This is a genomic window from Streptomyces sp. NPDC043680, from assembly GCF_056436685.1.
Genome location: NZ_JBWKCE010000008.1, coordinates 220,859 through 246,202 on the forward strand (window position 1 = coordinate 220,859; position 25,344 = coordinate 246,202).

Annotated in this window: 19 protein-coding genes; 8 read left to right on the plus strand and 11 right to left on the minus strand. The window is 73.8% G+C overall.

The window, feature by feature from the left end; genetic code table 11:
• Positions 1-6: 6 nt before the first annotated feature.
• On the plus strand, positions 7-558 hold the full coding sequence (locus AC0666_RS19020) for a methylated-DNA--[protein]-cysteine S-methyltransferase (RefSeq protein ID WP_478707964.1): 552 nt from the start codon (positions 7-9) through the stop codon (positions 556-558).
• Here AC0666_RS19020 and AC0666_RS19025 read toward each other — a convergent pair.
• Together AC0666_RS19025 and AC0666_RS19030 are read right to left on the minus strand one after the other, a co-directional pair.
• Positions 501-929, minus strand: coding sequence for a hypothetical protein (locus AC0666_RS19025; protein WP_478707965.1), 429 nt, complete (start codon positions 927-929; stop codon positions 501-503). The two genes, AC0666_RS19020 and AC0666_RS19025, sit on opposite strands and share 58 nt — an antisense overlap.
• 41 nt (positions 930-970) lie before the next feature.
• The gene (locus AC0666_RS19030; protein WP_468968738.1) at positions 971-1,471 is read right to left on the minus strand and encodes an NUDIX domain-containing protein; all 501 of its coding nucleotides are present in this window, start codon (positions 1,469-1,471) and stop codon (positions 971-973) included.
• Positions 1,472-1,749: 278 nt separating this feature from the next.
• Between AC0666_RS19030 and AC0666_RS19035 the strand changes: the two genes are divergently transcribed.
• Both AC0666_RS19035 and AC0666_RS19040 read left to right on the plus strand, forming a co-directional pair.
• A complete protein-coding gene (locus tag AC0666_RS19035; RefSeq protein ID WP_478707966.1) occupies positions 1,750-2,898 on the plus strand; it encodes a glycerate kinase in 1,149 nt (382 codons plus the stop codon).
• A 165-nt stretch (positions 2,899-3,063) separates the two neighbouring features.
• Complete coding sequence (locus tag AC0666_RS19040; protein ID WP_478707967.1) at positions 3,064-3,576, plus strand: GNAT family N-acetyltransferase; 513 nt, start codon at positions 3,064-3,066, stop codon at positions 3,574-3,576.
• Here AC0666_RS19040 and AC0666_RS19045 read toward each other — a convergent pair.
• Positions 3,534-4,127, minus strand: a complete 594-nt coding sequence (locus tag AC0666_RS19045) for a cysteine hydrolase family protein (RefSeq protein WP_468969576.1) — start codon at positions 4,125-4,127, stop codon at positions 3,534-3,536. The two genes, AC0666_RS19040 and AC0666_RS19045, sit on opposite strands and share 43 nt — an antisense overlap.
• Before the next feature lie 212 nt (positions 4,128-4,339).
• On the opposite strand from AC0666_RS19045, the gene AC0666_RS19050 reads away from it, so the two are divergent.
• Together AC0666_RS19050 and AC0666_RS19055 are read left to right on the plus strand one after the other, a co-directional pair.
• A complete protein-coding gene (locus AC0666_RS19050) occupies positions 4,340-5,323 on the plus strand; it encodes a GlxA family transcriptional regulator (RefSeq protein WP_478707968.1) in 984 nt (327 codons plus the stop codon).
• A 9-nt stretch (positions 5,324-5,332) separates the two neighbouring features.
• Positions 5,333-8,131 (plus strand): SpoIIE family protein phosphatase, encoded by a 2,799-nt coding sequence (locus AC0666_RS19055; protein WP_478707969.1) that lies wholly within the window; start codon positions 5,333-5,335, stop codon positions 8,129-8,131.
• A 31-nt stretch (positions 8,132-8,162) separates the two neighbouring features.
• Here the strand turns inward: AC0666_RS19055 and AC0666_RS19060 are convergent, their stop codons facing one another.
• From AC0666_RS19060 to recQ, 3 genes are all read right to left on the minus strand, one after another.
• Positions 8,163-10,223, minus strand: a complete 2,061-nt coding sequence (locus AC0666_RS19060) for a SpoIIE family protein phosphatase (protein ID WP_478707970.1) — start codon at positions 10,221-10,223, stop codon at positions 8,163-8,165.
• A 97-nt stretch (positions 10,224-10,320) separates the two neighbouring features.
• The gene (locus AC0666_RS19065; protein ID WP_478707971.1) at positions 10,321-13,494 is read right to left on the minus strand and encodes a DUF3376 domain-containing protein; all 3,174 of its coding nucleotides are present in this window, start codon (positions 13,492-13,494) and stop codon (positions 10,321-10,323) included.
• 159 nt (positions 13,495-13,653) lie between these two features.
• On the minus strand, positions 13,654-15,639 hold the full coding sequence (recQ, locus tag AC0666_RS19070) for a DNA helicase RecQ (protein WP_478707972.1): 1,986 nt from the start codon (positions 15,637-15,639) through the stop codon (positions 13,654-13,656).
• 353 nt (positions 15,640-15,992) lie between these two features.
• Here recQ and AC0666_RS19075 point away from each other — a divergent pair, with 353 nt between their 5' ends.
• The 3 genes from AC0666_RS19075 (at position 15,993) to AC0666_RS19085 (ending at position 19,772) form a co-directional block, all read left to right on the plus strand.
• Positions 15,993-17,405, plus strand: coding sequence for a family 2B encapsulin nanocompartment shell protein (locus AC0666_RS19075; protein ID WP_468968717.1), 1,413 nt, complete (start codon positions 15,993-15,995; stop codon positions 17,403-17,405).
• Between the two features lie 123 nt (positions 17,406-17,528).
• Positions 17,529-18,860: a family 2 encapsulin nanocompartment cargo protein terpene cyclase gene (locus AC0666_RS19080; protein WP_478707973.1), complete on the plus strand. Its 1,332-nt coding sequence runs from the start codon at positions 17,529-17,531 to the stop codon at positions 18,858-18,860.
• Positions 18,861-18,875: 15 nt separating this feature from the next.
• Positions 18,876-19,772 carry a geranyl diphosphate 2-C-methyltransferase gene (locus AC0666_RS19085; protein WP_468968713.1) on the plus strand — a complete coding sequence of 299 codons (897 nt, stop codon included), beginning with the start codon at positions 18,876-18,878 and terminating at the stop codon, positions 19,770-19,772.
• Positions 19,773-19,885: 113 nt separating this feature from the next.
• Here the strand turns inward: AC0666_RS19085 and AC0666_RS19090 are convergent, their stop codons facing one another.
• The 5 genes from AC0666_RS19090 to AC0666_RS19110 form a co-directional block, all read right to left on the minus strand.
• Positions 19,886-20,395: an O-acetyl-ADP-ribose deacetylase gene (locus tag AC0666_RS19090; protein WP_478707974.1), complete on the minus strand. Its 510-nt coding sequence runs from the start codon at positions 20,393-20,395 to the stop codon at positions 19,886-19,888.
• Positions 20,395-21,813 carry a phytoene desaturase family protein gene (locus AC0666_RS19095; RefSeq protein WP_468968707.1) on the minus strand — a complete coding sequence of 473 codons (1,419 nt, stop codon included), beginning with the start codon at positions 21,811-21,813 and terminating at the stop codon, positions 20,395-20,397. Before AC0666_RS19095 ends, AC0666_RS19090 begins: the two co-directional genes overlap by 1 nt.
• Positions 21,814-21,864: 51 nt before the next feature.
• Positions 21,865-22,686 (minus strand): inositol monophosphatase family protein, encoded by an 822-nt coding sequence (locus tag AC0666_RS19100; RefSeq protein WP_478707975.1) that lies wholly within the window; start codon positions 22,684-22,686, stop codon positions 21,865-21,867.
• Positions 22,687-22,787: 101 nt separating this feature from the next.
• Complete coding sequence (locus AC0666_RS19105; RefSeq protein WP_468968702.1) at positions 22,788-24,302, minus strand: NCS1 family nucleobase:cation symporter-1; 1,515 nt, start codon at positions 24,300-24,302, stop codon at positions 22,788-22,790.
• 33 nt (positions 24,303-24,335) lie between these two features.
• A complete protein-coding gene (locus AC0666_RS19110) occupies positions 24,336-25,337 on the minus strand; it encodes a TIGR03842 family LLM class F420-dependent oxidoreductase (protein ID WP_468968699.1) in 1,002 nt (333 codons plus the stop codon).
• Positions 25,338-25,344: the final 7 nt, after the last annotated feature.

Genomic DNA, 25,344 nt, shown 5'->3' on the forward strand with positions numbered 1-25,344 from the left:
CCCGTCATGAACAGCAAGCAGCACACCGTCGTCGACAGCCCGTACGGGCCGCTCACCCTGGTCGCCACCGAAGGCATCCTCAGCGGCCTCTACATGAGCGGACAGCGGCACCGGCCGGCGGAGGAGTCCTTCGGCGAGCGGGTCGCCGCGTCCGAGGGGCCCTTCCCCGAGGTGGCCCGGCAGCTGGCGGCGTACTTCACCGGGGAGCTCACCGAGTTCGACCTCCCCGTCAGGCTGGAGGGCACGGAGTTCCAGCGCAGCGTGTGGGCGCAGCTCGTACGGATCCCCTACGGCAGCACGTGGTCGTACGGGGAGCTGGCGGCCCGGCTCGGCAAGCCGAACGCCTCCCGCGCGGTGGGCCTGGCCAACGGCAAGAACCCGATCGGGATCATCGTGCCGTGCCACCGGGTGATCGGCGCCTCGGGCGGTATGACCGGCTACGGGGGCGGCATCGAGCGCAAGGTGCAGCTCCTGGCCTTCGAGGCCGGGACGCTGCCGCTTCAGATCACGGCGAGCGGGACCAGCAGCGCGAAGGCGGCCCCCGCCTTCACGGCGTAACCGTAGAGGGAGGGGTGCTGCACGGGGGCGGCCAAGAGGACCACGCTCTGCCGGTCGGCGGCGGCCGCCACCCAGTCGGCGTCGGCGCCGAGGTTGCCCTGGTACCAGCCCTCGCAGGCGCCCGGGCCGGTGACGGCGAGGAGGTCGTCCTCGCGCCGGTAGAACGCCTGCCAGCCGGCTGCGGGCACGGACCAGCCCTCGAAGTCGGTGAACCGGGCCCAGCCGCCCTCGCGGATCGCGGTGTCGAACAGCCACACCGGCGCCCCGTCCGGGGTGACCTCACCGCCGGCCTGCTGGTCGGTGGTGAAGTGGACCATGGGCAGGGCGTCGGGTCCGTCGGCCGTGCTGGGCCAGGCGTACATCGTGATCATCAGCCGATTCTGTCCTGCTCGGAGTAAGCCCGGTGTTGGTGTTACGGGGTGAGCGGCCGTCGGCCGTTCTCCAGCTCCACGGTCCCCTCGCCCGACTCCAGGACCCGGTACGCCTCCAGGGTGCGCAGGCCGAGCGAGCCGAGGAGGTGGGCGGTGAGCTCGGCGGGCTCCACGAGCCGCCAGGAGAGCAGCTCCTCCTCCTGGAGCCTGATGGAGGCGAGCTGCTCCCCGTCGAGGACGCCGCCGTCGTAGAGGTAGGCGACCAGCGGCGGCCGGCCCGCCCCGAGGGTCCAGTCGACGGCGAGCAGCCTCCCGAGCGGCAGGTCGAGGCCGATCTCCTCGGCGCTCTCCCGCCGGGCCGCGGCCCGCGGAGACTCCCCGCTGTCGGACTCGATGGTCCCGCCGGGCAGCGCCCACCCCGCGCGGTAGTTGGGCTCCACGAGCAGCACGCGCCCGGCGGCGTCCCGGTAGAGCACGGCGGCCCCGGCCAACACCCGGGGCAGGCTCGCGATGTAGGTGGCGTAGTCATCCGTGGTGGTCACCGGGCAACCCTACCCAGCCCGCTCGCCGCCCCGGCAGGAGGCCGTACGGTCACTGCTCCGGGCCGGACGGGCGGGCCTGCCGGAGCCGGCATCGGGTGCGTCCGGGCGTGCCCCTTTCCGGGAATCGGCCTGCATCCGGCCACACTATGCACGCACATGTACCGATATAGGGGCATGGTGTGCCGGGTGTGGCCCAGGCCACCCATGGGCATAGGAGGATCCTCCGGATAGGCTCATGGGGGCGCGACTGCACTGTTCGATAGCAAGGGATTAGCAAGGTGACGGACGGAGCAGTAACTGAGGCCGCGCGCGTGCTCATCGCCGCGGACAAATTCAAGGGCTCGCTCACGGCCGTTCAGGTCGCGGAGCGGGTGACGGCGGGTCTTCGCAGGGCCGTACCGGGCGTGGAGGTCGAGACCCTCCCGGTTGCGGACGGCGGCGACGGCACGGTCGCGGCCGCTGTTGCGGCCGGTTTCGAACGCCGGGAGGTACGGGTCACCGGACCGCTCGGCGAGCAGGTCACGGCCTCCTTCGCGCTGCGCGACGGTACCGCCGTGGTCGAGATGGCGGAAGCCTCCGGCCTGCAGCTGCTGCCGGCGGGCGTCTTCGCCCCGCTGACGGCGACCACGTACGGCTCCGGCGAGCTGCTGAAGGCCGCACTGGACGCGGGCGCGCGCTCGATCGTGTTCGGCGTGGGCGGCAGCGCCACCACCGACGGCGGTGCGGGCATGCTGGCCGCCCTCGGCGCGGTGTTCCTGGATGCGAACGGCGAACCGGTCGGCCCGGGCGGCGGGGCGCTGGCCGATCTGGCCTCGGCCGACCTGTCGGGCATCGACCCGCGCTTCGCGGAGGTCGACTTCGTCCTGGCCAGCGATGTGGACAACCCGCTGACCGGCCCGAAGGGCTGCGCGGCGGTCTACGGCCCGCAGAAGGGCGCTGCGCCGGAGGACGTGGCGGCGCTGGACGCGGCGCTGGCGCACTACGCGCAGGTGCTGGAGAAGTCGATCGGTCCGAAGGCCGCCGAGCTCGCGGCCTCCCCGGGCGCGGGCGGCGCGGGCGGCATCGGGTACGGCGCCCTGCTGCTCGGCGCGAGCTTCCGGCCCGGCATCGAACTGATGCTGGAGGTGCTGGGCTTCGCCCCGGCCCTGGAGCGGGCGACGCTGGTGATCACCGGTGAGGGCTCGCTGGACGAGCAGACGCTGCACGGCAAGGCTCCGGCCGGTGTCGCGGCGGCGGCGCGCGAGGCGGGCAAGCCGGTCGTGGCGGTCTGCGGCCGTCTGCTGCTGGGCCAGGAGGCCCTGGAGGCGGCCGGCATCCGCAAGGCCTACCCGCTGACGGACCTGGAGCCCGACCCGGCCAAGTCCATTCCGAACGCGGGTCCGCTGCTGGAGCAGGTCGCGGCGAACATCGCCGCCGACGTCCTCTGAGCCGTACGACGTTCTCCGAGCCGTACGGCGTCCGCTGACCGGTACGACGTCCGCTGACCCGTACGACGTCCTGGCGTTCCGACGCCGAGGCCCGGCACCCGTGAGGGGGCCGGGCCTTCGCCGTTCGCCTGCGGAGCGGCGGGGGCAGCTGGTATGCCGGGAGCCATGGACCAGCTGGCGACCGAGCGACTCGTACTCGTACCCCTGGACGCCGAGCGGGCCCGCGCGGTGGCCGCGGAGGCGCCCGGGGCCGAGGACCGGTGGGGGCCCGGGTATCCCGACGAGGGGGATCGGGCGGGGGCCCTGCGGTACCTGCGGGTGCTCGCCGAGGGCGGGGACCCCGGACCCTTCGGGGCGTACGAGATCCGGCGGCGGGACGACGGCGTGGCCATCGGCGGCGCGGGCTTCCACGGCCCGGCGGACGCGGACGGGATGGTGACCATCGGCTACGGCCTGGTCCCCGCCGCGCGCGGCCGCGGCTACGCCACCGAGGCCCTGCGGGCGCTGCTGGGCCACGCGCGCGAGCACGGGGCCCGGGGGGTGACCGGTGACGCCGACCGGGAGAACACCGCCTCCCAGCGGGTCATGGCCGCGGCCGGGATGCAACTCGTCCGCGAGGACGAGCTGCTGCGCCACTACGCGGTGAGCTGGGCCGCCCCGGACGCGGCCAACAGCTGAGCCGTCGTCACCACCCGGGCGAAGCCGCCGCCCTGGAGGTTGACCGCAGTGGCGGTGGCGAGCTGGTCGGCCGTCAGGCTCAGCCCGTCGGGGCCCTCCAGGTCGAAGGTGTGGGTGGCGTCGAGCGGGAGCAGCACGTCGTAACCCAGGTTGCCGGCCATCCGGGCGGTGGTCTCGACGCACATGTTGGTCTGGATCCCGGTCACCACCAGCTGGCCGATGCCCTGAGCGGTGAGCCATGCGCCCAGGTCGGGGGTGCCGTAGAAGGAGGAGTTCACGGTCTTCGTGACCAGCAGGGCCTCCCCGCCCTGCCGCTGGGCCACGAAGTCCTTGAAGGCGTGTCCGGGCTCCCCCGCACCGAGGACGGAGCCGGGGACGCGGGAGGTGTGCCGGACGAGCACCACCGGACGGCCGGACTGCTGCCAGGCGTCCATCAGGGCGGCGATGTTGGCCTCGGCGGCCGGGTTGTTGCGGGGGCCCCAGAAGGAGGCGTCGTCGAAGCCCTTCTGCACGTCGATGACCAGCAGGGCGCTCTCCGGAGCGATCTCGATCCGGGTCTTGTCCTCGTTCTCGTGCGCGTTCTGGGTCTGGTGAGCAATCTCGGTCTGGTGCGCGTTCTCGTGCACGTTCTCGTTCGCGTTCTCTTGGGTGTTCTCGGGCGCGTTCTTCGTCATGCCTCCATGCTGGTCGGCCCGCGGCGGGACCGACAGCGCCGGCCGGGACCCGAAACGATGGGATCCTGCCAGGCTGGCAGGATGGCCGTATGCACCGTGTCGCCGTCGTCGTCCAGCCCGGCATCCGCAGCTTCGACCTCGCCGTCATCACCGAGGTCTGGGGCCCCGACCGCAGCCGCCTCGGCGTCCCGCGGTTCGAGCTGCGCCGGTGCGCCGTCGGCACCGCCCCGATCCCGCTGCCCGGCGGGCTGACCCTGGCCCCCGACCGGGGGCTCGACTGGCTCGGCACGGCCGACCTGGTCGTCGTACCGGCCCTGGCCGACCCCGCCGACCCGACGCCCGAGCCGGTCCTCGCGGCCCTGCGGGAGGCGCACGCCCGGGGCGTGCCGGTCGCCGCGCTCTGCGCCGGGGCGTTCATCCTGGCCGAGGCGGGGCTGCTGGCGGGCCGCCGGGCGGTGACGCACTGGTCGCTGGCCCCGCAGCTCGCCGCCCGCCACCCCGCGGTCCTGGTCGAGGACGCCCCGCTGTTCGTGGAGGACGGCGGCCTGTGGACCTCCGCCGGGGTGGCCTCCGGGATCGACCTCTGCCTGCACCTGGTGCGGGCGGCGCACGGCGCGGAGGCCGCCGCGGCCATCGCCCGCTCCATGGTGACGGGCCCCTTCCGCACCGGCGAGCACGCCCAGTACCTGGACCGGCCCGTCCCACCCGCGGACCGCACCGCCGAGGCCCTGTCCGCCGTACGGGAGCGGGCCCTGCGCCATCTGCACGAGCCGCTGTCGGTCGCCACGCTGGCCCGATGGGCCGGCATGTCCCCGCGCTCCTTCGCCCGCCACTTCGCCGCCGCCACCGGCACCACGCCCCACCGGTGGCTGCTCACCCACCGCCTGGACGAGGCCCGCAGGCTGCTGGAGGTCACCGACCACCCGGTCCCGGAAGTGGCCCGGCGCGCGGGCTTCGCCAGCGAGGTCACCTTCCGCCAGCACTTCACCGCGCACGTCGGCCTCGGTCCGCGCGCGTACCGTGCGGCGGCAATCACCGCACGGGCAGCGCCCAAATCCCGTCGGCAGTGTTAGAAATGGCTCATGACCGGACGTTTGGGTCGACCCAGGGGATCGCCGCCCCGGCAGCCGACCGGGCGGGACCCGGGCCTGCTGTCGCGCCTGTCCCCGGGTACGCACAGCGTCGCCGGTCAGGTCTTCGCGCTCCAGGCCGTGATCGTGCTGCTGCTGATCGCCGCGGCCGCCCTGGCCCTCGTCCTCCAGGAGCGGTCCCACAGCGAGCAGGACGCCCGCCACCGCTCGCTCGCCGCCGCGGAGGCCTTCGCCCACGCCCCGGGCCTTCCGGCGGCGCTGGCGTCCCCCGATCCGACCGCCGTGCTGCAGCCCCTGGCCGATGCCGCACGCCGCGCCTCGGGTGTCGACTTCATCGCCGTGATGAGCCGCGACGGGGTCCGCTACACCGACTCCCGGCCTGATCTGATCGGCGAGCGCGCCACCGGCGACCTGTCACGGGCCGCCGCCGGGCACCCCTTCACCGAGGTGTTCAAGGGCGCGCCGAGCGACGCGGTCCGCGCGGTGGTCCCCGTCCGGGATGCGAACGGGACCGTGGTCGGCCTGATCGGGACCGGGATCGAGGTGGCGAACGTCTCCGACGTGGTGGAGAGCCAGCTGCCGCTGCTCCTCGGCGCCGCCGCGGGCGCTCTGCTGCTCGGGACGGGCGGCGCGGCGCTGGTCAGCCGGCGGCTGCGGCGCCAGACGCGAGGCCTGGGCGAGGCGGAGATGGCCCGGATGAACGAGCACCACGAGGCGGTCCTGCACGCCGTCCGCGAGGGCGTGCTCATCCTCAGCGCCGACCACCGGCTGCTGCTCGCCAACGACGAGGCCCGGCGGCTGCTGAACCTCCCCGCCGACGCCGAGCAGCGGCCCGTCACCGAGCTGGGGCTCGACCCGCGCACCACCGACCTGCTGGTGTCGGGGCGGGTCGCGACGGACGAGGTGCACCTGGCGGGCGACCGGCTCCTCGCGGTCAACGTGCGCCCCACCAAACCGTACGGGGGCCATCCCTCCGGCAGTGTCATGACCCTGCGCGACACCACCGAGCTCGCCTCGCTCTCCGGCCGCGCCGAAGTGGCCCGGGAGCGCCTCCAGATGCTCTACGACGCCGGGGTGCGCATCGGGACCACCCTGGACGTGGTGCGAACCGCCGAGGAGCTCTCGGAGGTCGCCGTCCCCCGCTTCGCGGACTTCGTCACGGTGGAGCTGCTGGAGCCGGTGCTGCACGGCGAGGAGCCCTCGGCCGCCGGAGGGACGTACACCGAGATGCGCCGGGCCGCGATGAGCGGGGTCCGCACGGACCAGCCGCTGCAGCCCGTCGGCGACACCATCCGCTTCGTCGTGCCGACCGCCCCGATGGCGGCGGCCCTGGACGCCGGCCATGCGGTGCTCGCGCCCGATCTGCACGCCGCGATGGGCTGGCGGGCCCAGGACGAGGCCGGTACCCGCCAGGCCCTGGACTACGGGCTGCACTCCTTGATCTCCGTGCCCCTCCAGGCGCGCGGGGTCGTCCTGGGCATGGCCAACTTCTGGCGGGCGGCCGACACCCCGGACGCCTTCGACGAGGAGGACCTGTCGTTCGCGGAGGAGCTCGGGGCGCGGGCGGCCGTCTGCATCGACAACGCCCGCCGCTTCACCCGTGAGCACGCGACGGCGGTGACCCTCCAGCGCAGCCTGCTGCCGCGGGTGCTGCCCGACCAGAGCGCCGTGGACGTGGCCTTCCGGTACCTGCCCGCCAAGGCGGGGGTGGGCGGGGACTGGTTCGACGTGATCCCGCTCGCCGGGGCCCGGGTGGCGCTGATCGTCGGCGACGTCGTCGGCCACGGGGTGCACGCGGCGGCGACCATGGGCCGGCTGCGGACCGCCGTGCACAACTTCTCGACGCTGGACATGCCGCCCGACGAGCTGCTGGGCCATCTGGACGAGCTGATCAGCCGGATCGACCAGAACGACGCCGCGCTCTCCCCGGCCGCCGAGGACGGGGCGGAGGAGCCGGCCGGCATCACCGGCGCCACCTGCCTGTACGCCGTCTACGACCCGGTGTCCGGGCGGTGCACGATGGCCAGCGCCGGCCATCCGGGACCCGCGCTGGTCTGGCCCGACGGGCGGGTGGAGTTCCCGGAACTGCCCGCGGGGCTCCCCCTCGGCGTGGGCGGCATGCCCTTCGAGACCACCGAGCTGCGGCTGCCCGAGGCGAGCCGGCTGGTGCTCTTCACGGACGGCCTGCTGGAGGACCGCGACCGGGACTTCGACACCGGCCTCGGGCTGCTCGCCCAGACGCTCGCACGGACCGACCGCAGCCCGGACCAGGCCTGCTCGGACGTCCTGGCGGCACTGCTGTTCCCCTCCCCGAGCGACGACATCGCCCTGCTGATCGCGGACACGCGGCGGCTGGAACCCGACCGGATCGCCGAGTGGGAGGTGCCCGCGAACCCGGCCGCCGTCTCGCGCGTCCGGGGAGCGAGCTCCGCGCAGCTCAGCGCGTGGGGGCTGGAGGACATCGCGTTCACCACGGAGCTCATCCTCAGCGAGCTCGTCACGAACGCCATCCGGTACGGGAGCGCCCCCATCCGGGTCCGGATGCTGCGCGACCGCACCCTGATCTGCGAGGTCTCCGACAGCAGCAGCACCTCCCCGCACCTGCGCTACGCGGCCACCACCGACGAGGGCGGCCGCGGACTGTTCCTGGTGGCCCAATACGCCGACCGCTGGGGCACCCGCTACACCGAGCGGGGCAAGGTCATCTGGGCCGAGCTGCCGCTGACCGGCGGCAAGGAGCCCGCCGTCCCGGTGGTGGACCTGGAGAGCCTGGAGGACATGGCCTGGTGAGGCGGCCCGGTCCGCGAGCAGGCCCTCGCCCTCAGGGCCGCGCCGCCGTACGGGCCAGCAGCACTGCCACGTCGTCCTGGGGGGCGCCCTGGAGCAGCCGCGACAGGATCCCGTCGCACAGCAGGTCCAGCTGCTGCCCCGGCTCCTGCAGCGCCACGGCGAGCAGCGCCAGGCCCTGGTCGAGGTCCCGGTCCCGGGCCTCGATGAGGCCGTCGGTGTAGAGGACGAGCAGGCTGCCGGGGGGCAGGGCCACCTCCTCGGTGCGGAAGTCGCGCCCGCCCGTGCCGAGCGGGGTGCCGGGCGGACCGTCCAGGAAGGTGACCTCCCCGGCGGCCGTCACGACGGCCGGCGGCGGGTGGCCGGCGCGGGCGACGACGCAGCCGCCGGTGGCCGGATCGTGGACCGCGTAGACGCAGGTCGCCATCTCGTCCTCGCCGAGGTCGGCGACCGCGGCGTCGAGCGAGCGCAGCAGCTGCGTGGGGGGCACGTCATGGCGGGCGAGGGTCCGTACGGCCGTGCGCAGCTGTCCCATGACGGCCGCGGCGTGGATGCCGTGGCCCATGACGTCCCCGATGACCAGGCCGGTGCGCCCGCCCGGCAGCTGGATCACGTCGAACCAGTCCCCGCCGACGTCGTGGTCGCTGGCGGGCAGGTAGCGTCCGGTGAGTTCCAGGCCGGTGACCTCGGGCAGGGCGCTGTTGCTGAGGCTGCGCTGGAGGGTCAGGGCGGCGCGCCGCTGGTTGGTGTACATGCGGGCGTTGTCGATGTTGAGCGCGCCGCGGGCGACGACCTCGTCGAGGAGGACGCAGTCGGGGGCGTCGAACGGCTCCCGTTCGCGCAGCCGGGTCACGGTGACCGCGCCGAGCACGGTGCCGCGGGCGACCAGCGGGATCAGGCGGGCCGAGCCGAGGGTGGCCAGGTAGGCGCGCAGCGGCTCGGCGCGCGGGTCGGTGATCAGCGCCGGAATGTCGGACACGTACAGGCTCATGGGCCGGCCCTCGGCGATCACGCGCTCGTACACCGTCCCGGAGGGGATCCTGAGGGTCTGCCCGGCGGCGAGGCGCGAGGTGGGGGCGGTCGGGTCGGGGAAGCGGACGGCCATCCGGCGCAGCACGCCCTTGTGCGAGGACGCGGCGTCGTCCGGTTCGAGGACGGCCTCCAGCAGCTGTACGTCGGCCGAGTCCGCGAGCTGCGGCACGAGGACGTCGATGATCTCCTCGGCGGTCCGGGTGAGGTCCAGGGTGGTGCCGATCCGCGTGCCGGCCTCGGCGAGGACGGCGAACCGCGCCCGGGCCCGTTCGGCCTCGCTCTGCGCGTGCTGGCCCTCGGTGATGTCGATGAGGGAGGCGATCAGGCCGAGCCGGCGGCCGGAGCCGTCGAGCAGCGGGGCGTACGAGCAGGACCAGGTGCGGTCGTGCCGGGGATCGGCGGGGGTGCGGCCGGTGCGGCGGACGTCGACGACGGCGGTGCCCCGGTCCAGCACCTGCTGCATCGTGGCCTCCAGTGCGACGGCGTTGACGCCGGGCACCACCTCGGTGAGGCGTTTGCCCAGGTGGGCTGCGGCCGAGACGCCGTTCATCCGGGCGAGCGCGTCGTTGACCCGCAGGAAGCGCAGATCGGGGCCGAGGGTGGCGAGGCCGATGGGCGACTGGGTGAACAGGCTCTGGAGCGCGGCGAGGGAGTCCCGCATGCGCAGGACCTCGGAGGTCTCCACGGCGATCAGCATGGCGCCCGTGCGCCCCTGCGGATCGACGGCGGGGACGATCCACATCTCCATGGTGACGCGGTGGCCGTCGCGGTGGCGTACGGGCAGCGTCCCCACCACCGTCTCCCCCGACTGGACGCGCCGGGTCAGGTCGTCGGCGAGTTCCCGGTTGGCCTCGGGGACCAGCACGGCCGTCCCGGGCCGGCCCAGGATGTCCTCGGGGCGGTGGCCCAGCAGGTCCTGGGCGGCCAGCGACCATTCCACGATGCGGCCGTCGGCGTCCTCCCGCCACAGGGCGATGGGCAGCAGCTCGCGCAGGACACCGGCGTATCCGACAGTCGCGGCCGGCTGATCCGGCACCTCGCTCGTCGACTGGTAAGTGTCCACCGCACCGACCTCACCCCGGGGGGCCTGATTCCTACCGAATCACCCTAGCCGAGCCGCCGGGACGGGGCGCTGCGTCGGCGCCGACGCCCGGCTCCCACTACCGGAGCTTCGGACGCGCGTACAGCCAGGGGAGGACGAAGGTGACCCAGGACAGGACGGCGTAGAGGATGAGGGCGGCCCACCATCCGCCGAGCCCGCACCGGCCTGCCTGGACCAGCGCCGCGATCACGCCCGCGGCGAGCGCGGCGGCGGGGAGCAGCAGCAGGCGGTCGGTGGCCGTGTACAGCACGGCCGCGGCGGCGAGGGCGAACGCGGCGCCGACGACCAGGGTGCAGGCCCAGGGGGCGAGCCCGGGGGTGGTCAGGCCGCGCAGCTGCCACAGCGCGACCGGCGGTCCGGCCAGGAGCACGTACGCGAGGCTGCGCGGCCGGGCGGGGGCGCTCCACCGGTGCGGGGCCGCCGCGAGGGCGGTCATCGCGTAGAGGCAGAGCGGGACGTGGGCGGGCAGCGAGGACCACTGCCCGGTGCTGAAGGCGACGCCGGTCCACATCAGCACCGCCGCGGCCAGGGTGGCCACGGGGGCCACCACACCGCACAGGGCCGGTAGGCAGACCAGCGGCTTCAGCACCCCGAGCAGCCCTTGCAGCCCGCGGGCCCGGGCGGCCCTGCCGGTGGGCTGGAGCGCCGGCCAGGCCAGCAGTCCGGCGCGCAGGACCGCCCGGCGCGGGTCACGCGCGCGCAGCAGCAGCCCGACGTCCTCGGCGCCGATGGCCCGGAAGGAGTCCATCGCCGCGTCGAAGGCGGCGGGCGTCCTCAGGGGCGGCGGGTCGGGCAGCGGGTCGGGCGGTCTGTTCCCACCGCGGAAGCCCCGGGCGTGCAGGGCGGCGATGAACGGCAGTTCCTCGCCGAGGATCTCGTGCTGGCGGACGGCGGTGAGCACGCCCCGGACCCTGTCCCAGCGGGCCGCGCCCGGATTCCCGTTGACGTCGGCCGCCCAGAGTTCGGTGAAGCGGGGGCCGGGCGCCAGTGCGGCGGCGATGTCCTCTCCGAGGGTCACGAGGTCGCTGTCCTCACCGAACGCGGCGGCGAGCCGCTCGTCGGAGGCGACGACGGAGACCAGGGACGCGGCGCCGTCGAGCCGGCCCCAGGTCCAGTCGCTCGCGCGCCGGCGTGCGCTCAGGAACGACGCGCAGTCGTGGAGCCGGCTGCCGCTGAGCTTCGCCCTGACCAGCTCGTGCGGGGAGTCGGGGGAAGCGCCCCGCAGCACCGCGCGGGTGGCCCAGCTGGTGTCGGCCGCCGAGACGGTGTGGAGACCGATGTCGGCGGCCTCGGCCAGCGGATCCGGGCGCAGCGGGCCGAGCAGTACCTCGGCGAACGCCAGGGCGTCGGCCATCGGCGGACCGGTGCCGGCGGCGGCCTCGTGGAGGGCCTCGAAGCCCGCGGTGCCGGGAGGCAGCCGGGCGCCGATGTCCTCGGCCAGCTCCGCCAGGCGCTCCCAGAGCTCGTGGAAGCAGTCGGCGGACGCGCCCGCGGGGCGTGCGGGAGCCACGGGGGCGGGGCCGCCGGTGACGGCCTGCGCCAGGCTCACCGCCCAGGCTTCCCACCGGGCGGGCGCCGCGCCGGACGGGGGCGGGTCGAAAGCCTCCAGCCATCGCCTCGCCGCGGTGTAGGGGGCGGTGACGTCGGCGGGGACGAGGCCGTGGAGCAGCGAGGTCCGGTAGGTGGCCAGCAGCAGCCGGTCCCGGGCCGCGATCAGCGTGGCGACGGCGAAGCGGCAGGCGTACAGCCGCTCGCGGAGCTCCTTCACCAGCTCCGTGTCCACCGGTGCGCCGCCCGATTCGTACGCCTCCACCCAGTCCATGAGCAGCCGCACGGTGCGGGCCGGTGCCAGCGGTGAGTACCCGGGGGCCGGCAGGGTGTCGGGCGCGACGGCCAGCTCTCCGCCCGCCGCGCGCAGCCGGGCGAAGAGGGTCGCCGAGCCCGCGCTCTCGTCCAGCGCGTCCAGCGGCCCCGGTCCGGCGGGCAGCGGCAGCACGTCCGGGCCCGTCACCTCCGCCGGGTCCGCGAGCAGCCGCATCAGCCGGAGCGCCTCCGCCCCGCCGACCGTGCGGCGGTACGTCCCCAGCCGGGCCCACCCCGCGTCGTACAGGCCGGCGAGGGTCGGCGGCAGCACTCCGGTGACGGCCGGCCGCTGCCGGGCCGCGGCTTCGGCGGCCCGGAGTTCGAGCGCGTCGTCGCGCAGGGACTCCGCGCCGGCCTTCGCGGCCACGGTCCTCGCCGCGCTGCGCACCAGCCGGGCGGCCCGACGGCCGCCGGCCGGACCGGGAGCCGGCGGGAAGGGCGGTACGGGCTGCAAAAGGAGCAGCCTGCGGTCGGCCTTGCGGAGCACCGGGGCCTCCGCGACGGCCCGCAGCGCCCAGGCGACGGGGAGGTGGTCCAGGACGCCGCCGTCCATGAGCTCGGCGCAGCCGTCCAGGTCCTCGTCCGGGTAGCCGGTCTCGCTGCTGACTCCGCGCATGTCCACCGGCAGCGGGTCCCGGACGGGCCGGGAGCGGTTGCCGACGTAGATCCGGCCCGGTTCGAAGGCTCCCGGGAGCGAGGCGGAGGTGCGGGCCGCGTAGGCCAGCCGGTCCAGGGCGGTCTCCCGGGCGGTACCCGTCGACTCGTGCGGGAAGTCGGTCAGGGCGCCGCGGTGCCGGAAGCGGAACGTGGCGTTGGACCGCCCCACCGGCAGCGGCCTGCCGAGGGTGGGGCGCACCCGGTCCGGGCGGGGCCGCAGCCGGGTCGCGGTGAGGATCAGCCGCAGCGAGGCGGGCGCGCGCCGGCCGGGCGGCGCCTCGTCCACGAGGGTGCCGAGCGCGCTGCGCAGCTCCTTGTAGAGGACCTCGTCCCCGCGCATCAGCGAAGCCGGTGCGTGGAGGGGCGTCGGGCGGCGCAGCAGGCCTTCGAGATCGCCCAGGCGCACCCAGAGGTCGCGCACGCCCCGGCCGAAGGGCATTCCGTACACGAGGTGGCAGGCCAGCAGCACCCCGTTGAGGCCGCCGGCGCTGGTGCCGACGAGGACGTCGACGTCGACGTCCTCGTATCCGCAGGCCTTGAGCAGTGCTGCGTAGAGACCCGTGTCCGGACCGGGTGCCCGTCCGGCCGCCGCCCGCAACGCCGCGGTCTCGCAGCAGGCTCCGCCCGTCCAGACGGCGAGGCCGAGGCCGCCGCGCATCGCGAGGGCCAGGCGCAGTTCCGTGCTGCGCGGGGCCGGCCGGTCGTCGCTCATGCCTCCAGCTTGGGCCCGGACCAGGCGGGTCGCACCCGGGCGGCGGGGCCCGCCGGGGGCGGGGGCCGGGTTACCGAAGTCCCGTACGGGCGCGGGGATTCGGGCCGGAAGGCGAGGGGACGGGCCGGCCGGGACCGGTTGGCCCCCGCCGGGTGCGGGCTACTCCCAGTCGTCCCAGGGCGGGTCCGTGTCGTCCGGGTCGAAGGGCGGTTCGTCCTCGTACGGGGCCGCCTGCCGGGGCAGGGGTGCTGCCTCGGAGGGCTCGGCTGCGGGCGCCGGGGATCCGGGCGCGCCGGCCTCGGACAGCGTCTCCAGGATGCCCTCGGCGTACTTGGCGAGCTTGGCCTCGCCGACGCCGTTGACGGTGCCCAACTCCTCGACGGTGGCGGGCAGTCGCGTCGCGATCTCGCGCAGCGTCGCGTCGTGGAAGACGACGTACGCCGGCACGCCCTGCTCGCGCGCGGTCGCGGCCCGCCAGGCGCGCAGCGCCTCGAAGACCGGCAGGGCCGTCTCCGGCAGGTCGACCGGTACCCGCGGGCCCTTCCCGGAGCGCGAGCCGGACTCCTTGCGGGCCGGCGCCGCGGCCGGCGCCTTCTCCTTGCGCATCGAGACGGTCCGGCGGCCGCCGAGCACCTCGCCGCTGGCGTCCGTCAGCACCAGCGTGCCGTACTCGCCCTCGACGGCCAGCAGACCCAGCGCGAGGAGCTGCCGGACGACGCTGCGCCACTCCGCGGTGCTCAGGTCCGCGCCGACGCCGAACACCGACAGCGCGTCGTGGTCGAACTGGATGACCTTGGCCGTCTTCTTTCCCTGCAGGATGTCGATGATCTGGCCGGCGCCGAACTTCTGCCGCCGCTCCCGGGCCAGCCGCCACACGGTGGACAGCAGCTTCTGCGCCGCGACCGTGCCGTCCCAGGACTCGGCGGGTGTCAGGCAGGTGTCGCAGTTGCCGCAGGGCTCGCCCGGCTGGCCGAAGTACGCCAGCAGCCGCACCCGGCGGCAGCCGACCGTCTCGCACAGGGCGAGCATCGCGTCCAGGTGCATGGCGAGCGAGCGCCGGTGCGTCTCGTCGCCCTCGGAGCCCTCGATCATCTTGCGCTGCTGGACCACGTCCTGCAGCCCGTACGCCAGCCAGGCCGTGGCCGGTTCGCCGTCGCGGCCGGCCCGGCCGGTCTCCTGGTAGTAGCCCTCGACGGACTTCGGCAGGTCCAGGTGGGCCACGAACCGTACGTCCGGCTTGTCGATGCCCATGCCGAACGCGATCGTGGCCACCACCACGACCCCGTCCTCGCGCAGGAAGCGCGCCTGGTTCGCGGCGCGCGTGCGGGCGTCCATCCCCGCGTGGTAGGCCACCGCGTCGATGCCCTGCTCCGCCAGGAAGGCGGCCGTCTTCTCCACCGACGCGCGCGAGAGGCAGTAGACGACTCCGGCGTCCCCGTCGTGCTCGGTGCGGATCAGTTCCAGCAGCTGCTTGAGCGGGTTGTTCTTGGGGACGATCCGGTACTGGATGTTCGGCCGGTCGAAGCTGGCGACGAAGTGCCGGGCGCCCTCCAGGCCCAGCCGTGCCGCGATCTCGCCGTGCGTGGCCTCGGTTGCCGTCGCGGTCAGCGCGATCCGCGGCACCTTCGGCCAGCGCTCGTGCAGCATGGACAGCGCGAGGTAGTCCGGGCGGAAGTCGTGGCCCCACTGCGCCACGCAGTGCGCCTCGTCGATCGCGAAGAGCGACACCGTGCCGCGGTCGAGCAGCCGCTGCGTCCCCTCGGTGCGCAGCCGCTCGGGCGCCAGGTAGAGCAGGTCCAGCCGGCCGTCCAGGAAGGCGTGCTCGACGGCGCGCCGCTCGTCCGGGTCCTGCGTGGAGTTCAGGAACCCGGCCCGCACCCCGAGCGCGGTGAGCGCGTCCACCTGGTCCTGCATGAGGGCGATCAGCGGCGAGATCACCACTCCCGTGCCCTCTCTGACCAGGGCCGGGATCTGGTAGCAGAGCGATTTGCCGCCACCGGTCGGCATCAGCACCAGCGCGTCGCCGCCCGCCACGACATGGTCGATGACCTGCTGCTGCTCGCCGCGGAAGGAGTCGTACCCGAAGACGCGGTGGAGCACCTGGAGGGCATCGGGGATCTCGGTGGACGCGTCCGGAAGGGTCATCCCAAAAGCCTAGCGGCCTCCCGGAACACCTCGTGCGCCTCGTGCGCCTTCCCGCCGAAGCGGAACGGGGGCCTCAGCCGGCCGGGACGCCGTCCCGGACCGGGCCGGTGGCCCCGCCGTGTCCGGGCGCGCCCGCGACGGGGGCCGAATACCGTCGGCCACCCCGATAAACACCATGCCGGACAAGATCACTGCATCGAGGTAAAACGAACAGCTCCAGGGTCGAGTGGCTGTACCGGCTATTAACGTTCCCCGTGATCTGGACGGATTCCCAGACATTCACCCTCTTTTTCCTCTTTCACCGGTGACGCACCCGTATGCCGCTCGCCGCCCTTGCGAAGGAGACTCGCCCGATGACCGTTGACACCAGCCCGGAAGCCCAGCTGGAGCCCCCGCGGCAGTCCAGCCTGAGCACGGCGGCCGCCCGCAACCTTGCCACCACGACCAAGTCCGCCCCGCAGATGCAGGAGATCACCTCCCGCTGGCTGCTGCGGATGCTCCCCTGGGTGGAGACCAAGGGCGGCGCCTACCGGGTGAACCGCCGGCTGAGCTACACCGTCGGCGACGGGCGCATCGAGTTCGTCCAAGACGGTGCCAACGTCCAGGTGATCCCCCGCGAACTCGGCGAACTCGCGCTGCTGCGCGGCTTCGACGACCTGGAGGTGCTGACCGCGGTCGCCGGCCGGTGCGTCCAGCGCGACTTCCGGGCCGGCGAGGTGCTGGTCGAGCGCGGCACCCCCGCCGAGCAGATCCACTTGATCGCCCACGGCCGGATCAGGCAGACCTCCGTCGGCAAGTACGGCGACGAGGTCGCCGTCGCGGTCCTCGCCGACGGCGACCGGTTCGGCGAGCACGCCCTGCTCGACGGCGGCGGCAACTGGGACTACACCGCCACCGCCGAGACCGGCGGCACCCTGCTCACCCTGTCCCGTGCCGACTTCGCCGCCGTGCTGTCCGGGGCGCCGCAGCTCCAGGACCACATCCGGCAGTTCAGCGCCCTCCCCCAGCAGCGGCAGAACCGCCACGGCGAAGCCGAGATCGCGATGTCGGCCGGCCACACCGGCGAAGCGGAGCTGCCCGGCACCTTCGTCGACTACGAGCTGAAGCCCCGCGAGTACGAGCTCTCGATCGCGCAGACCGTGCTGCGGATCCACACGAGGGTCGCCGACCTCTACAACGGGCCGATGAACCAGACCGAGGAGCAGCTCAGGCTCACCATCGAGGCGCTGCGGGAGCGCCAGGAGCACGAGCTGGTCAACAACCGGGAGTTCGGCCTGCTCCACAACGCCGCCTTCAAGCAGCGGATCCAGACCCACTCCGGCCCGCCCACCCCGGACGACCTCGACGAGCTCCTCTGCCGCCGCCGCGGCACCAAGCTGATGCTCGCCCACCCCAGGACGATCGCGGCGATCGGGCGCGAGTTCAACGCCCGCGGGCTCTACCCGGACCACGTCGACGTCGGCGGCCAGCAGGTGCCGGCCTGGCGCGGGGTGCCGATCCTGCCCTGCAACAAGATCCCCATCAGCAAGGAGAACACCAGCTCGATCCTGGCCATGCGCACCGGCGAGGACAACCAGGGCGTCATCGGCCTGCGCCAGACCGGTCTGCCGGAGGAGTACGAGCCGGGGCTGTCGGTGCGCTTCATGGGCATCGACGAGAGGTCGATCATCTCCTACCTGGTCACCACCTACTACTCCGCCGCGGTCCTGGTGCCCGACGCACTCGGCGTGCTGGAGAACGTGCAGATCGCCCGCAGGAACGACTAGGCCCCTCCTCCCGATCAGGCCCGACGGACCTGCCCGACAGCCACGACGGCCCGGAGCCGACCCGGGCCCACCGAGCATGCCCGGGGTTCGGGACAGCCCACCCATCTCACCAAGGAGCCACGGATGCCCGATCCCGGGCTTTCCCCTGTGCAATCGAGCCTGCCTGCCGCTGCCGCCCGTTTCGGGGCCCATGTCCTCGCCGGCGCCCAGGCCCCCGCAGCGGCCGGGGCCCCCGCCGCCGGTGACGCCGCCGTCGTCCGGCGCGCCCTGCCGACCGCGCCCGTCCTGCCCTTCGGTACCGCCCCCGCCGCGGGAGACGTGCCCGCACCCGTGGAGGGCGCCGCCGAGGTGAGGCGGGCGAGCCCCGCCCTGGAGCGGATCCTGCGCGGGCCCGGCGGCCTGGGCACGACCGCACTCCATTTCGCCCGGCCCGAGGCGCCGCCGCCGGCCGCGGGCCCGGCGGGGGGACCGGTTGCGGGCCGGCCCATCCCGGGCCTCTACCACCACCCGGTGCCGGAGCCGGACCCGGTGCGGGTGGAGGAGGTCAGCCGCCGGATCAAGCGATGGGCGGTGGACGAGGTCCAGGCGTACCCCCCGGAGTGGGAGGATCAGTTCGACGGCTTCTCCGTGGGCCGCTACATGGTCGCCTGCCATCCGGACGCCCCGACCGTGGACCACCTCATGATCGCCACCCGGCTGATGGTCGCCGAGAACGTGGTGGACGACGTCTACTGCGAGGACCACGGCGGCTCGCCCGTCGGTCTTGGCGGAAGGCTTCTGCTGGCGCACACGGCCCTCGACCCGGTCCACACCACCCCGGAGTACGCGCCCGCGTGGGCGGAGTCGCTCCTCTCGGACGCGCCGCGACGGTCCTACCGCTCGGCCATGGAGTACTTCGTCCGGGCGGCCACCCCCTCCCAGGCCGACCGGTACCGGCACGACATGGCCCGGCTGCACCTGGGGTACCTCGCCGAAGCCGCCTGGGCCCAGACGGAGTACGTCCCGGAGGTGTCCGAGTACCTGGCGATGCGCCAGTTCAACAACTTCCGGCCCTGCCCCACCATCACCGACACCGTCGGCGGCTACGAACTCCCGGCGGACCTGCACGCGCAGCCGGCCATGCAGCGGGTCATCGCGCTGGCGGGGAACGCCACGACCATCGCCAACGACCTGTACTCGTACACCAAGGAACTCGACGCCTCCGGCAAGCACTTGAACCTGCCCGTGGTGATCGCCGAGCGCGAGGGCCTCTCCGACAAGGACGCCTACCTGAAGGCGATCGAGGTCCACAACGACCTCATGCACGCCTTCGAGGCCGAAGCGGCACAACTGGCCGCGGCCTGCCCGGTACCGAGCGTCCTGCGCTTCCTGCGGGGAGTGGCCGTGTGGGTCGACGGCAACCACTACTGGCACCAGACCAATACCTACCGCTACAGCCTGCCCGATTTCTGGTAACGATGGGACTTGTCCGTGACTAGCACCGATCTCACCACCGCCACCGCCACCCCGGCCGACGCCTCCCTGTTCATCCCCGGCCCGGCGACGCCCTACCAGGGCGACATCGCCCGCTACTGGGACCACGAGGCGAGGCCCGTGAACCTGCGCCTCGGCGACGTCGACGGCCTTTACCACCACCACTACGGCATCGGCGACGTCGACCACGCCGCCCTCGGCGACCCCGGCGACAGCAGCTACGAGAAGAAGCTGATCGCCGAGCTCCACCGCCTGGAGTCGGCGCAGGCCGAGCTCCTCCTCGACCACCTCGGCCCCATCGGGCGCGACGACACGCTCGTCGACGCCGGCTGCGGCCGCGGCGGCTCGATGGTCATGGCCCACCAGCGCTTCGGATGCAAGGTCGAGGGCGTCACCCTTTCGGCCAAGCAGGCCGACTTCGCCAACCAGCGCGCCCGCGAACTCGGCATCGAGGACCACGTCCACGCCCGCGTCTGCAACATGCTCGGCACGCCCTTCGAGACCGGGCAGGCCGCGGCCTCGTGGAACAACGAGTCGAGCATGTACGTGGACCTGCACGACCTCTTCGCCGAGCACTCCCGGGTCCTCGCGGTCGGCGGCCGGTACGTGACCATCACCGGCTGCTGGAACCCGCGTTACGGCCAGCCCTCGAAGTGGGTCTCCCAGATCAACGCGCACTTCGAGTGCAACATCCACTCCCGCCGGGAGTACCTGCGCGCCATGGCCGACAACCGCCTCGTACCGCAGGCCGTCATCGACCTGACTCCCGCGACCCTGCCCTACTGGGAGCTGCGGGCCACGTCCTCCCTGGTCACCGGGATCGAGGAGGCGTTCATCAACTCCTACAAGGACGGGTCCTTCCAGTACGTCCTGATCGCAGCCGACCGCGTCTGAGCGACCGCCGGCCGCCGACCCGCAGGGGCCGGGCCCGTCATCCGACGACCGCCGGCCCCTGCGGGGTTCAAGCCGCTGCGGGGTTCACGCCCCAGCGCGGTTCGGGCCACCGCTCAGGCCACGGCCGCCTCGAAGGCCGCGTACGCCTTCTCGTCGAAGAGGACGAAGCGGACCTCCTCGACCCCGGTGTCGCAGGCGCGGACCGTTTCGACGGCGATCCGGGCCCCGTCGTCCATCGGCCAGCCGTAGATGCCGGTGGAGACCGCCGGGAAGGCCACCGTACGGGCGCCCAGCTCGTCGGCGACGCGCAGGGATTCGCGGTAGCAGGAGGCCAGGAGCTCGGAGCGGTCCTCGCCGGCGGACCAGACCGGGCCGACCGTGTGGATCACCCACCGGGCCGGGAGCCGGCCCGCCGTGGTGGCCACCGCCCGGCCCGTGGGCAGGCCCTTGCCGTAGTGGGAGGCGCGCAGGGCCCGGCATGCCTCCAGGATCTCCGGGCCGCCGCGCCGGTGGATGGCGCCGTCCACGCCTCCGCCGCCGAGCAGCGAGGAGTTCGCGGCGTTGACCAGCGCGTCGGCGTGCTCGGCGGTGATGTCGCCGCGGACGAGGGTGATCCGGACCATCAGGTGGCCTTTCGCAGGTGGCGCCAGACGGCCTTGGCCGCGTTGTGGCCCGACATGCCGTGCACGCCCGGGCCGGGCGGGGTGGCGGAGGAGCAGAGGAAGACGGCGGGGTGGGGGGTGGTGTAGGGGGACAGGGAGAGCCGGGGGCGCAGCAGCAGTTGGAGTCCGGAGGCGGCGCCGCAGGCGATGTCCCCGCCGACGTAGTTGGGGTTGCGGGCGGCGAGCTCTGGCGGCCCTGCGGTGGCGCGGGCGAGCACCAGGTCGCGGAAGCCGGGTGCGAAGCGCTCCAGTTGGCGCTCCACGGCCTCGGTGAGGTCGCCGCCCCAGCCCGCGGGGACGTGCCCGTACGCCCAGAACACGTGCTTGCCCTCGGGCGCCCTGCTCGGGTCGACCAGGCTGGGCTGGGCGGTGATCAGGAAGGGGTTGCGCGGGGCGCGCCCGCCGGCGGCCAGTTGCAGGGCGGCGTCGATGTCCCGGGCACGCGGGCCGATCTGGACGGTGCCGGCGCGGCGGGGTGCCTCGGCGGTCCACGGCACCGGGCCCGACAGCGCGTAGTCGATCTTGAACACGGCGGCGCCGTACCGGTAGTGGTCGTAGACGTGGCCCAGGCGGGCGATCCGGGCCAGCGCGGTCGGCGAGGTGTCGAAGACGTACGCGCGGGCCGGCGGCAGGTCGTCGAGGCGTTTGACATCGAAGCCGGTGTGCACCGCGGCGCCCAGGTCGCGCAGGTAGCCGGCGAGGGCGTCCGAGAGGGACTGCGAGCCGCCGCGCGCCATCGGCCAGCCGCCCGCGTGCGCGGCGAGGGCGAAGACCAGGCCCACGGCGCCGGTGGCGATCCCGCCCAGCGGGGCGATGACGTGCGCGACGAGCCCGGCGAACAGCGCCCGCGCCCGCTCGTCCTGGAAGCGGCGCATCAGCCAGGTCGACGGCGGCAGGCCGGTGAGGCCGAAGCGGGCCAGGGTGACCGGGTCGCGGGGCAGGGCCGTCGACGGCAGGGACATGAAGTCCCGGGCCAGGGTGTCCCACTTGCCCAGGAACGGCTGCACCAGCCGCCGGTAGGTGCCCGCGTCGCGCGGCCCCAGGGAGGCCGCCGTCTCGGCGACGGACCGGGAGAGCACCGCGGCGGTGCCGTCGTCGAAGGGGTGCGCCATGGCCAGCGGGGCGTGCAGCCACTCCAGCCCGTACCGCTTCAGCGGCATCGTGGCGAACACCGGGGAGCCCGCTCCGAGCGGGTGCACCGCCGAGCAGGGGTCGTGCCGGAAACCCGGGAGGGTGAGCTCCTCCGTCCGGGCCCCGCCGCCGACCGACCCGGCGGCTTCGAAGACGGCCACGGAGAAGCCGCGCCGGGCCAGTTCGACGGCGGCGGTCAGCCCGTTCGGCCCCGCCCCCACCACGACCGCATCGAGGATCGACGGCACTTGCGACTCCTTCGTACGGCGGCGACGGCGGCTCTGTTCCAGGATATGGGGCTATCCGCGCAACAGGTCGCGGATGCGGTGCGCCGTGGGCTCGTCGCGGCCCACCGCGAACGGCAGCTCGTTGTCCCGGTCCACCCGGAAGGGCACCCCGGCGACGGTGCTCTGCGCGCCGCCCGCCTCGGCGACCAGCAGCAGCCCGGCCGCGTGGTCCCACGCCGAGGGCCAGGTGAAGGCGAGGCCGTCCACCTCGCCGCGCGCCACCTTCAGGTACTCCAGGCCCGCCGATCCGCAGGGCCGGGCCGCGACGCCCGGCACGTCCAGCCGGGCCAGGATCCGCTTGTGCTCGTCGGAGGTGTAGAGCGGGTGGGCCATGGCGATCCGCAGGTCGCTGCCAGGGTCCGGCGAACCGCTGTGGATCCGCTCGCCGTTGACGTACGCACCCTGGCCGCGCACGGCCGTCGCCAGCTCGTCCAGCGCCGGGGCGAAGGTCCAGGACGCGAGGATCTCCCCGCGCAGGGCCAGGGCGACCAGGGTGCAGAAGGCGGGGTCGCCGTTCACGAACTGCCGCGTACCGTCGACCGGGTCCACGATCCACACCGGGGCCTCGTCCCGCAGCGCCCCGTACACCATCGGGTCGGCGTGCACGGCCTCCTCGCCGACGACGGCGGAGCCGGGCAGCAGCCGGGTGAGCGAGGCCGTCAGGTGCTCCTCGGCCTTGCGATCGGCAATGGTCACCAGGTCGTGGGGGCCGCTCTTCTGGTCCACCTCGTGTTCGGCGAGCTGCCGGAATCTCGGCATGATCTCGACGGCCGCCGCCTTGCGGACGGCTTCTTCCACCGCGGACAGGTCACGGGCCAGGAACTGTTCGATCATGTCTCCATCACACCACGCCCGGCTGACAAACCCCACCCGCGGTCCCGGCGGACGGGCGCACACCAGGTGGCCCCCGGGTGAACCGGCCGTGGATCCCCGCCTCATCCGGGCGGCTGCGCGGACGGGTGCTCCCGGCGGGTGAGGGCCGCGTACAGCAGCAGGGACGAGGCCAGGCCGACCGCCCAGCCGTAGTCCGCGAGGGGCCGCAGGAAGGGGATCAGCCCGTCCTGGGGGAAGGGCCCCTGGCCGGGCGCCGAGTGGGAGCCGCCGACGGCCAGGACCCCGCCGACCAGGAAGGCGGCCAGGGCCCGCGGGTTCCAGCCGCCGCTGTACCAGTACGGGCCCGCGTCGCGGTAGAGGTCGGGCAGCGAGAGGTGGGTGCGCCGCACGATCCAGTAGTCGGCGATGAGAATGCCGGCGACCGTGCCGAGCAGGCCGCCGACCAGGCCCAGCCAGGTGAAGATGTAGAGCTCGGGGGTGGAGGTCAGCTTCCACGGCATGATCAGCACGCCCACCACGCCGGTGATCAGCGCCCCCCTGCGGAAGTTGATCAGGCGCGGTGCCAGGTTGGCCAGGTCGTAGGCCGGAGAGACGACGTTCGCCGCGATGTTCACCGAGATCGTCGCGACGAGCACCGTCACCAGGGCGTACAGCAGCCCGAAGACGCTGTCGGTCTTGGAGACCAGCACCACGGGGTCCCAGATCGGGGTGCCGTACACCGCCTCGGAGCCGGAGGTGACGAAGACCGACAGCAGCGCGAAGAGGGTCATCGTCGTCGGCAGCCCCAGCGTCTGCCCGATGATCTGGGAGCGCTGTCCGGCGCCGAACCGGGTGAAGTCGGGGATGTTGAGCGAGAGGGTGGACCAGAAGGCGATCATCCCCATGAGCGAGGGGAAGAAGACCGGCCAGAACTCCGCGCCCCAGCCGAGCCGGGAGGGCTGGTCGAGCAGGTGGCCGAAGCCGCCCGCCTTGAGGCCGATCCACACCAGGAGGACGAGGGCCCCGACGATGACGAAGGGCGCGGCCCAGTTCTCGAAGCGCCGCAGCGTGTCCATCCCCCGGTAGATGATGGCCAGTTCGAGGGCCCAGAAGAGGATGAAGCACAGCCACAGCGTCCAGGGCTGGCCGGCGATCTCCTCCGCGTCCGCCCAGCCTCCGAAGATCTTCCCGAGCAGCACGAAGATCCCGGAGCCGCCGATCCATGTCTGGATCCCGAACCAGCAGCAGGCCACGGCCGCCCGGATCATCGCGGCCAGGTTGGCCCCGCGCACTCCGAACGAGGCCCGCGCCAGGACCGGGAAGGGGATGCCGTACTTGGGGCCGGCGTGCCCGGTGAGCAGCATCGGCACCAGCACGATCAGGTTGGCCAGGGCGATGGTGAAGACGGCCTGCTTCCAGTCCATCCCCAGGGCCACCAGGCCCGAGGCGAGCAGCCAGGAGGGGATGTTGTGCGCCATGCCGACCCACAGGGCCGCGAAGTTGTACGTCGTCCAGCGCCTGGCCTCCACCGGCACGGGCAGCAGGTCGGTGTTGGCGAAGCGGCCGTCGGACGGGACCTCGCCGGGGGCGAGCTCCACGCGGTCTTCGGCGGCGTCGGTCGTCGGGTGGTTCGGCATGAGCGCGCGTCCCTTCGGGTCAGGAGGTGTGCGTCAGGCTCTGAACACCGGGATGACGTGCTGTCCGTACGCCTCGATCACGGACTCCCGCGCGTCGTGCATGGCATAGACCGCGAACTGGTCGACGCCCAGGTCGCGCAGGGCCTCCAGCTTCCGGATGTGCGCCTCGGGCGGGCCCAGCAGGCAGAAGCGGTCGACGATCTCGTCCGGCACGAAGTCCGTGGACGGGTTCCCGGCGCGGCCGTGGTGGCTGTAGTCGTAGCCCTGGCGGGCCTTGATGTATTCGGTGAGCTCCTCCGGGACCATGCCGGAGTGCTCTCCGTACCGGCCGACCAGGTCGGCGACGTGGTTGCCGACCATTCCGCCGAACCAGCGGCACTGGTCGCGGGCGTGGGCGAGGTCCTCGCCGACGTAGGCGGGGGCCGCGACGCAGACGGTGATCGCGTCCGGGTCCCGGCCGGCCGAGGCGGCGGCGTCGCGGACCGCCTTGACCATCCATTCGGTGAGGTAGGGGTCGGCGAGCTGGAGGATGAAGCCGTCGGCCTTCTGGCCGGCCAGGGCCAGGGCCTTCGGCCCGTACGCCGCCATCCATACGGGGAGTTTGCCCTCACGCACCCACGGGAGGCGGATCGGGCTGCCGTCGACCTCCGCCTCGCGTCCCTCGGCCAGGTCCCGGATGGCCTCGATGGCCTCCCCGAGCCGGGCAAGGGTGTTCGGCTTGCGTCCGGCGACGCGCATCGCGGAGTCGCCGCGGCCGATCCCGCAGACCGTGCGGTTGCCGAACATGTCGTTGAGGGTGGCGAAGGTGGAGGCGGTGACCTCCCAGGTGCGGGTGCCCGGGTTGGTGACCATCGGGCCGACGTGCATCAGCCGGGTGTGCTCCAGGATCTGGCTGTAGATGACGAAGGGCTCCTGCCACAGCACGGCGGAGTCGAAGGTCCAACCGTAGCGGAAGCCGTTGCGCTCGGCGCGCCGCATGAGGCTGACGACCTGGGAGGCGGGCGGGTCGGTCTGCAGGACGAGTCCGAAGTCCAAGGGACCA

Bases quoted from the DNA above. Each gene is read 5' to 3' on its own strand.
- AC0666_RS19020 (WP_478707964.1), top strand. From the start codon at position 7: ATGAACAGCAAGCAGCACACCGTCGTCGACAGCCCGTACGGGCCGCTC.
- AC0666_RS19025 (WP_478707965.1), bottom strand. From the start codon at position 929: ATGATCACGATGTACGCCTGGCCCAGCACGGCCGACGGACCCGACGCC.
- AC0666_RS19040 (WP_478707967.1), top strand. From the start codon at position 3,064: ATGGACCAGCTGGCGACCGAGCGACTCGTACTCGTACCCCTGGACGCC.
- AC0666_RS19050 (WP_478707968.1), top strand. From the start codon at position 4,340: ATGCACCGTGTCGCCGTCGTCGTCCAGCCCGGCATCCGCAGCTTCGAC.
- AC0666_RS19055 (WP_478707969.1), top strand. From the start codon at position 5,333: ATGACCGGACGTTTGGGTCGACCCAGGGGATCGCCGCCCCGGCAGCCG.
- AC0666_RS19065 (WP_478707971.1), bottom strand. From the start codon at position 13,494: ATGAGCGACGACCGGCCGGCCCCGCGCAGCACGGAACTGCGCCTGGCC.
- recQ (WP_478707972.1), bottom strand. From the start codon at position 15,639: ATGACCCTTCCGGACGCGTCCACCGAGATCCCCGATGCCCTCCAGGTG.
- AC0666_RS19075 (WP_468968717.1), top strand. From the start codon at position 15,993: ATGACCGTTGACACCAGCCCGGAAGCCCAGCTGGAGCCCCCGCGGCAG.
- AC0666_RS19080 (WP_478707973.1), top strand. From the start codon at position 17,529: ATGCCCGATCCCGGGCTTTCCCCTGTGCAATCGAGCCTGCCTGCCGCT.
- AC0666_RS19090 (WP_478707974.1), bottom strand. From the start codon at position 20,395: ATGGTCCGGATCACCCTCGTCCGCGGCGACATCACCGCCGAGCACGCC.
- AC0666_RS19100 (WP_478707975.1), bottom strand. From the start codon at position 22,686: ATGATCGAACAGTTCCTGGCCCGTGACCTGTCCGCGGTGGAAGAAGCC.
- AC0666_RS19105 (WP_468968702.1), bottom strand. From the start codon at position 24,302: ATGCCGAACCACCCGACGACCGACGCCGCCGAAGACCGCGTGGAGCTC.